General features: G+C 34.4%; 4 protein-coding genes. 1 reads left to right on the top strand and 3 read right to left on the bottom strand.

Features of this window, described 5'->3' with window-relative positions; genetic code table 11:
• Positions 1 to 342: 342 nt before the first annotated feature.
• Positions 343 to 495: a single-stranded DNA-binding protein gene (locus Q0893_RS19380; protein ID WP_366915876.1), complete on the top strand. Its 153-nt coding sequence runs from the start codon at positions 343 to 345 to the stop codon at positions 493 to 495.
• A gap of 143 nt (positions 496 to 638) precedes the next feature.
• On the opposite strand, the gene Q0893_RS19375 is transcribed toward Q0893_RS19380, so the two are convergent.
• From Q0893_RS19375 to Q0893_RS19365, 3 genes are all read right to left on the bottom strand, one after another.
• The gene (locus Q0893_RS19375) at positions 639 to 1,289 is read right to left on the bottom strand and encodes a hypothetical protein (protein WP_299278911.1); all 651 of its coding nucleotides are present in this window, start codon (positions 1,287 to 1,289) and stop codon (positions 639 to 641) included.
• Positions 1,268 to 7,891, bottom strand: coding sequence for an RHS repeat-associated core domain-containing protein (locus Q0893_RS19370; protein WP_299278908.1), 6,624 nt, complete (start codon positions 7,889 to 7,891; stop codon positions 1,268 to 1,270). Before Q0893_RS19370 ends, Q0893_RS19375 begins: the two co-directional genes overlap by 22 nt.
• A gap of 12 nt (positions 7,892 to 7,903) precedes the next feature.
• On the bottom strand, positions 7,904 to 9,214 hold a 1,311-nt coding region (locus Q0893_RS19365), incomplete at its 5' end, for a T9SS type A sorting domain-containing protein (protein WP_299278905.1).

Here is a 9,214-nt window from a genome sequence, read left to right as displayed (position 1 = left end):
CCGCTGCCAATAGTCCAAGTTGAAGTGTCTAATAAGTTTTGCGCTTTAGTTAAAGAAGAACTCAATACGAAAGCTAGTAGAATAATAAGTAGTCTTAAATTCATATGTTGATGGCTTAAAAATTAATTGAAAATTTGTACGAATTTTCTTTGAAAATAAATATAAAAAACGACATTAACAATACTTCTTCTAAAAAAAATTAGTATTAAGTATTGATTTAAAGATGTTTACGCAAAAATCACTCTAATTATCACCATATACTCTATAAAGGATTATTTAGTGTTGTTCTTTCTAAATTGCGTTTTTATTATTCACTTCAATTCATACTAATGTTCCGCGTATATGGTTTTGTTACCCATTTTTTTTAAATCTTATGTTGCTAAAGGAAAAAGGATTGCTATTGAAGGGAAATTCTCCAACCGCTCTTGGGATGATAAAGAGGGTAAAAAGTATTACACTACTGAAATCATTTGTAATGAGTTATTGATGTTTTAAAACTATAAATGAGTAATAAAAAAAGGAAAACTTAAAGTTTCCTTTTTTTTATTACATCGACGTGTGATATAACAGGATAGTTAGAAATTAAAGTTTAAATAAACTTAAAAAGTAAACGATCAACTAACTCATAATATAACCGTCTAATGTTTTCGTGTTTTATGTAATTTTTCCGTGTACCATGTTTCATTTATAAACCATGCATTATTACAATTTGGTACGTTATCCGTTTTATAAAACTTAAAGAGCCTTGTCTTTTTTGCTTTTTCTTCTTTCGGTTTATCTAATGCACCTCCTCCGTAAGAGATATAGTTCAATGCGCTTAAAGTATCTTTGTTTAAAATTTGATAATTTTCTTCAACCGTCCATTTTTTGTGATATGCATTTTTATTCGTTCCAAAACTTTGAACCGTTAAAGTATCATTATGCACATAATAATTATCAAAATATCCATTTTTAAAATAGTCATTTTTGGCAGTTTTCTCTAAATATGTATTAGGCGCACTCCAAAAGAGGCTATCAACTTGAAAAGTGCATTTTCTTCCATTCTTATCAAAATAGAAACCTGTTCTCGTTTCTTTAAATTTACTATGCAATGGTGTAATTTCTATGTAAACTCCATTGGTATTTAATTGATGTGAATTTTCATCATTATAAACAGGTTTTTCAAATGCGGTATAGCCTTCTAAGTTAACCGAACTTGCACCACAACTTATAAGCATAAGCATAAGTACTAGTGCACCTAATAGAAAAAGTGAATGTGTGGACTTTCTTATTTTGAATAAAGTGACCATGGGTTTCTATTTCTATAAAATTGGAAAAACAAATTGTCTGGTGAACCATAATTAGTATTAAAATATGGTCCAGTAATTACATGTCTATGAATACCATTTTGAAACAAATCTTGTACAAATGCACCATTAAAACCTAATCTATATGTCTTGTCTTTATCTCTATATCCGAAATACATGCCTGCAAAAATTCTGCTTCCACTAGAGTAAGTATAATGTTTATTTTTTCCCCAAATAGGAGATTCGTAAGTTTTATCTCTTGTGTCGTCTTTTCCATCTATAGTATATTCTCCATTATACTCGTTCGAAGGAGGTTCAGATGTATATAAGTTAAACCCAAAAGAGTAATTACCAATACCTACTTCAGCAGCAGCCGTTCTATATTCATCTCCAGATAAAAACGCATCGTTTGTCATTTTAAAAGAAAAATCTCCTCTTTGATAACCTATAAACCAATTACCTTGAGAATGTTTACCTCCGTACAGCGTAGCTCCTAATGAGAACGCTTGCCCATTTTTATTATCATAAATGGTGAATCCACCCCCAATATTTGATCCTCCTTTTCCAATTGATCCTCCTACAGAAAAAGAAAACCCTTTACTCTTATATCCTACACTTCCGGAAAGTCCAAAGTTAAACCCTCCTGTTCCAAAAGCTATAGAGGGACTTAAACTAAAGGAAAAATCGCCTATTGGGATACTTACAGCAGGTAAAAAGCTAGAAGCAACACCTGCGGCCACAAATCCCCAAAACTGTCCCATACTCATGACGGCGGGAAACATTCCGGGAGCAGCAATTCCTCCCAATGCGCCAGTTAAAGCACCACCTAATACAGACATAGCGAAACCTCCCCAAGACCAATCGCCAGTAATAGCTGCGTTAATTATATACGCTGCAGCTCCAGCAGTTGCACCAATAAGTGCTGCAACACCAACAATTGCCCAGAAAATTTCTCCACTTGGGTCAATATGAGTTAAAGGATTATTCCAGACATAACCATAACGATTAAAGTTTTGAGAATTGTATGGATCTTGAATATAACTATCTGGCGATAGAAAACGACCTAATTGGGCGTCATACATTCGTCCATTCATGTGTATCAATGAAACCTCAAAGAAATGCTCATGACCTGTAAACCCTCGCCCTATTAATGAGTCATGACTAAATTCTGCAAGCTCATTATCTTTCTTAAATGCATCTGTTTTACCCCAAGCACCAAATTGGCGCTCTTCTAATATGTTGGCCGAGCTATCTGAAATAGCAAGAATACTTCCCAAATAATCTCTATGTAAATACACATATTCATCAATATCAGTTCCACCTGACATACCGCTGGTCTTTATATACGCTAAAGGTGCGGTATAAGCATTACCAGCTATATATGTAATGATCTTGGTGCTTCCATTTATATTATCATGCACCATTTCAACAGGAACGATACTTGAATACTGCTTATGATATTGACGCTGTGTTTTATCTTCTTGAAGCCCTCCATAAAAAGCATGATTACGCTTCATTAATGGTCCGTATTCAAAACTTACGCGACCTTTTTCATTTTCCGAAATCTCAATGGGTTTTTTAAAAGCATTATAAGTAATCTGTTGCAAATTATGTTGTTGGTAATAGATATCTCCTTGATTGTTTAAGTCAATATCAGCAAGTTGATACATGTTACTACTGGCATAATTATAATCACCAATAGATGAATTATTAGTGATACGCCCTCTATCATCGTATTCTTTTACATTTGATACGGGAGCATCAACTTGTGTTAGTCTATCTAAATTGTCATGCGTAAAGCTTTCATTCCAATTGGAGAAACCATAATTTTTTCGACTATTTAAAATGCCTCTTTGAGCATCAAAGCTATAATCCATTTTTAGAGCTTGAGCACTACCTGTACCAGCGTCTTCCTTGTCTAAAATATGCGTTAAAAACCCATATTGGTCGTATTGCTTTGTTTTAACAATACCATTTCCTAATTCGATATTTAATGCCTGACCTCTAGCGTTTTCATCATTTATTTTCCAAATTAAATTGTTTGAGCTAAAATCTCTTATTTCTGTTCGAACACCGGCTGCATCATATATATTCTTTACTTTAACATCACTATTGGTTCCAGAACCTAAATGATTAGAAATGTAATTTTCACTTTCTATTCTTCCGAAAGGATCAAAGGTCAAACGCTTTTCAAAATTTCCAGTTTCAGTGGTTTCCTGAATTCTACTTAAACGCTTGTAAGTATCATAATAATAATTATAAGTGTAGCTAGAGTAGGTGTCACTTCTATTGTTTGATCCATTAATAACATTCAATAATTTGGTGGTCCCATCGTATACATAATTGAGTGTTAAGTCTGTTTCATCTCCATCAACTGTTTTCGTATTTAAACGACCTAGTGCATCATATGTATATGTTGTTGTGCCTTTTGGTGTGGTTTCTTCTAAAACTTCACCTAAAATATTGTATTGATAGGAATATGTTCCTGCAGAAGAATCGGTAAGAGAGGCTTTTCGTCCCCAACCGTCTATGGTGACTGATACAACATGACTGCCATAGTTAGCAGATTTCATGGCTCCATTACCATGATATTGATAAGTAATGGTTCCACCTAAGTCTTGTAAAGTAGTGATATTTCCTACAGCATCTTTAGTGGTGGTTACCGTTTTAGTGCCGTCATCTACTGTCGCCGACAATCCATTATATGATGTATTTATAACTTTCCCGTTAAATAGGGTGTTAGATATTGGTCTACCATATTGATCATAGTACACCTGATTCCATTGTGTTGCGCTACCAGTGCTAAAATAAGGTTCACTTTCTCTCGTTTGTCGTCCTGCAGCGTTATACTCAAAACGCTTTTGAACCCATTTATTGTTAAGGCTTAATTTTTTGTTCTGAACTACCCAGCCAAAGGAATTATAATAGATTTTTTCATCTTGACCTTCAGGATAATCTATCGATTTTGTTAAACACAAGCCTAAGCCAGAAACGTTTTCGGTATTATAGGCATATTTAGTTTCTTTACCTAAGTAATTGGTTTCTTTTAATAGACGTTGCCAGGCATCATACTCGTATGATGTCGTTTGTCCGTAAGGTGAAGTCGAAGACGTAAGAACCCCCAGTGTAGCATTATATAGGTGAGTCGTTTCTAAGCCAAGAACATCAGTGCTTTTAGTCATATAACGACCACTTGAGTCATAGTCAAATTCTTCAACTCTATTTGTAATACCCGTACCGCTAATCGTTTTTCTTGTAGTATTCCCAAATACATCATACAAAAAGTTCTCAGTAAGCCAAGGCGTGCCATTACCTTTCTTTTTAGTTTGCGTAACTAGATTATTGTTATATGTAAGTTGTACTTCTGAATTAAAGGTATTTCCATTAAGCGTGCTTGTTTCTGTTCGTTTTGTTGGTCTACCTATGTGATAATACTCATTAGTTGCCGAGATATTGTGTGAGTACAAATAACTTATAGTTTTAGAACCACCAGTAAATGTTGTGCTAATGCTTAATGGGTTTTTGTAACTATCATAGGTGTAACTTTCGGTAGAACTTATGTTTTGTAAACCATCTTCTTTTTGAATTTGCGTTGGCATATTGATAAAAACCTTGTTGGAAAGCAGTTGAGTAGAATAGGTGTAAGTTGATCTATTTGCAAAATTTGAAGATGGATAACTTGATGGTGATGTGGATACCCATTGTTGTGTTACGGCACCTCGTTTTTGCATATCATGTTTAGATACATTCCAAAGTTGGGCAACACCGTCACCAAACCAGTTGGTTTTTTTAAATTCTTTGAACCCTAAGAACCCAAGTCCTTCGGCATGAGAAACAGCTCCTAAATATTGGAATAATTGCCTTTGAACATAACCCGAACCTGTATTTTTTGCCTCTTTCACTACTTTAAATGAAGGGGCTATATTAATATTTACAAAAGGGTAGTTTTCGTCGTAATCTGGTGAATACGTATTGGAAGGGTAAGGCAACCCGTCATCTTCGCCTATACGTTCATAAAAAATGTCGGTTACTACGCCATTATTTGTAATCTTATTGAGTGAAGTATCTTTTTTATTATCTCGATTAAAAACATAGGTGTGGACATTATTTCCATCTATATATGCATATTCTAAATTACTGTTAGTGGCTTTTGCTTCTAAAAATAAAGGAATCCCAAATTTTGTAACGCCATTATTTGTTGCCAAAGAGTTGGTTGTTAGCTGAAACGAAGGCGTACTCTCATTGCTATTATGTGTGTTTGTATATAGCATTAATCTATCACTAACAACATTGTAAGATGAATATGGGGAGACCACTTCATGTTTTAAAATATCTGATTTACCATCTCCATTATAATCTTGTGCTATATAATGATATTCATATAATGGATTTTCCATAGGAACTCCATTGACAATCTCAATTGGATTATACCAAGGATGGTCAGTGTCAACATAGTTTTCTGTATACGTCACTCCAATATTTTTCGAGTAATAATAAATATTGTTGCCTCTAGATAAATAAAAACGCCAGGTTGAGCTATTATTAGCAGATGGTTGAGCGAAGTCGGTTTTGCCATCTCCATTATAATCTCCAAGCAATATTGGTTTGTCTTCATCTATATAACTATTAGATAAATAAGCAATCTGAACCAATTGATTTGAAGCGTTCATTGAATATACTCTTACTAATCCATCACGAATATGCATTAAATCTGTTTTACCGTCTCCATCGAAGTCTACACCAAATAGCTTATCTGTGCTATCTTGAATACGATGTGCCAATGAGCCTATATTAACAGCAGTTGTACTGGCTGTACGTTTTAAATCGACAAAATATACTTCAGAATTTCCTTGAGAAACGGTTTCATTCCCACAAACGCACTCATCATAATCATCCCAATAATCATATTCCCATTCACATACTTCTCTATAGTACTTTTTTGGAATAGCCAATACATCTGTTAATCCGTCACCATTAAAGTCTCCACTGATATAAGATTTCGGAATTTTTCTATAATCATTATTTGACGGAGGGTCACAATCAAAATCGCCAACAGGTCCAATTGGGAAATTAACAAATTTATCATATTGAAGTACTGGTCCATAAGCTGCCATTGCAAACGTTCGAAAACGTGCAGTAGAATTTGAACTATTTACTGTTTCTCTAACATTTGTAACCCCTTGTTGGGATAGGATTTTACCATTCCAAGATAGAATTGTACTAGCAAAAACTTGATCGAATTTTTCAACATTTACGGAGTATCCTATTGAAATTCCGGAGCCATAATCGTCAAAAATATCCATAAAAACATTTAATTCATTTCTGGCATTTTTGTTATAGGTTATAAAATCCATTTTCCCATCTCCGTTAAATTCACCAACGGCCAATGCATCACTATTGTAATTAATACCAGGATATATGTCTAAAGTATTACCATCTCTTGTGACACCACTAGAGGATGATTCATAAGTGAAAGTTATTGCTGGGAAAGACTGATTAGCACTGTTATATTCGCGAATTGACGACACTCTTTGATAGCCAAGAGAAGTAGTATTATGCGATAATTGATACTTTCTATATAATTGATTGCCGCCTTTAACTTCAATACGATCCAAAATATTGGTGCGTTTAAAGGTGAGACCTTTGATGTAAGAAAGTTCAGGACGTGTTCTTGTTTTGTAATAAAAATAGATGTCATTAGGTGGTGTTGTACCTGTTCTTGAACCGTATTTAATTCTATTAATACGAAGTAAGTTATTACTTTGAGAGTAATTGTATTCTATATAATTACCTTGAGGATCTTGTCGTTTATACAATGCCCATTCTAATCGTCCACGAGAAGAACCTCCATTACCATACCATGCACGTGTACCATCAGGATAGAACACTATAAAATAGGAAGGTCCATAAGAAGATCCATAAGGTGATGTTCCGTATGCTTTGATTTTAATATTCGAATAGTTTTCGGTTTGATACTCTGAACCACTCGAACCATAGCTCCCAGATTTTATCATTAAGCGTTGTCCATCTAATGCAAATCTGTCACTGCTATCAAAATCCACCGGATCAATTAATCCATCATGGTGTTTTGTAGCTGGGATTCTAGTAATTGTTGATAAACCAGTAACATTCCATCCCCATCCTGCGAGACCATTAGATGCTTGACTGCTAAAAGAAATACCAATATTAGGTGCTACATCTTTTATCCCAGGTGGCAAATTAATAGGCACGTTATAAGTAGCAGCTCCACTTAGTGACACTGCAAATTCACCAGGTGTCGTTCCTGCATATCCAGATGATGTAGTGCCTCCTGGAGGCGGGTCAATAATTTCAAAACATTCTCCTGTTATTTGATTACATAAACCATCACAATCTGCGCAAGGGTCTAACTCGATACAATCACCTGTAGAAGGATCGATTAAACATGGTTCTTTTGAGGAGGTCTTAGAGACAGATGCCTTTTGATTTTTACTCGTATTTATTTTCTTAAAATCCATCTTTATCTTGTTAGAAGGATCTTCCAAAAGAGAATTAGGAGTTTGTGCAAAACCAACAAATCCTATAAAAAATAATATGAAGCCTATAAAGTAATTTCTTAATTTCATTTTTTGAGTTGTTTAGTTTTTGATGATTTGTTCCGTTTTTACTGTCCCATTAGTAAAATGCATATGAATATGATAGGTTCCAGATGGCATGTCACTAATGTTTAGCTCTATTTGATTAGTAGGATTATTAATATTGATTCTTCTAACGAGAGCACCACTAGATGTATAAATATTAATGGAGTTTGTTAAATTGTAATCCTTACCTGAGAGTTTAATGGCAATTTTCCCATCAGTTGGGTTAGGATAAATGGTATGCTTTACATCTGTTAAATTTGTATCTTCTTTTGTTTCTTCACCAGGTAAAGGCACATCTGTTTGTTCTGCCACAACAACACCTTCTTCTTCCATTTTTACGCCTTCTTCGTTGATCATTCTACTTTCAGGAGCTACTGGCGAGCAGAAGCCCTCTTCTTCACAGTAGAAGCGTTGTTTTTGGTTTCCTGCAAGATCATAACTGAATATTAACTTTGAATCTGGATTAATACTTAGTAATTCTTCAATTGGTAATTCATTACCATCAGCATATTCTATTCGGGGATTACAGTAATATTGTATGTCGTTCGTGTTTGTGTCATTAGATAAATAAGCGCGATGTCTTACTTGAGAGACGGTGTTATGAAACTTATAATCTCTTAATTCCTGAACTTCTTCACCTGTTACACCATCATATATACGCCCTAAATTAGCTGTTCCTGCATAGCCATATTCGTGAACATAACCTACTAGCAGATACCATCTGTTAAGTTTTGGTAAATCTCCGGCAAAAAAATAAGGGTCATTAGGATGGCTATAATCACTAAAATTACCATCAAGAGGAATACTATTATAATATCCATTACCATAGGCATTATACCCAAAGAACGTCATGCCATCATGAGAATTTGTTTTTTTAATCCAAACTGAAAAACGAACAGGACGATGGTAAAAAGGATAGCCTAAAAGAATATTGTAAGAATCCCAACCACCATTAGGCCCATTATCTCCATCAGATTTTGATTTCCAAAGTAACGTTTCTTCGCCCACATGATTTTCACCCCATACTCTTTCGTTTTCTGCTTCAGACCCATAATTATTAAAATAGATTACGCCCCAATCGGAGGAGCCTTCGGTCCAATAAGATGTATTTAATATATTGGTGTTATAATTTGTACCGTTCAAACCAAGTAAATCTGCAAGGGGAGGCTCATTACCATCAACCATTTCTGCTCTAGGCGCATAAAAAAACTGTCTATCGGATGTATTAGTGTCATAATACAAATAAGCTCTATGTTTCAATTTTGTGGTTGTTGGAGCAAACTTAAAATCTGTAATATTGACAACTTT

The sequence above is a fragment of the uncultured Psychroserpens sp. genome (genome assembly GCF_947494225.1).
Taxonomy (GTDB): domain Bacteria; phylum Bacteroidota; class Bacteroidia; order Flavobacteriales; family Flavobacteriaceae; genus Psychroserpens.
Note: the sequence above shows the minus strand (reverse complement) of the source record. Positions and strands in the feature narration are given on the sequence as shown.

What these genes read in the sequence shown, in the direction of transcription:
- Q0893_RS19380 (WP_366915876.1), top strand. Translation starts at nt 343, where the DNA reads ATGGTTTTGTTACCCATTTTTTTTAAATCTTATGTTGCTAAAGGAAAA.
- Q0893_RS19375 (WP_299278911.1), bottom strand. Translation starts at nt 1,289, where the DNA reads ATGGTCACTTTATTCAAAATAAGAAAGTCCACACATTCACTTTTTCTA.
- Q0893_RS19370 (WP_299278908.1), bottom strand. Translation starts at nt 7,891, where the DNA reads ATGAAATTAAGAAATTACTTTATAGGCTTCATATTATTTTTTATAGGA.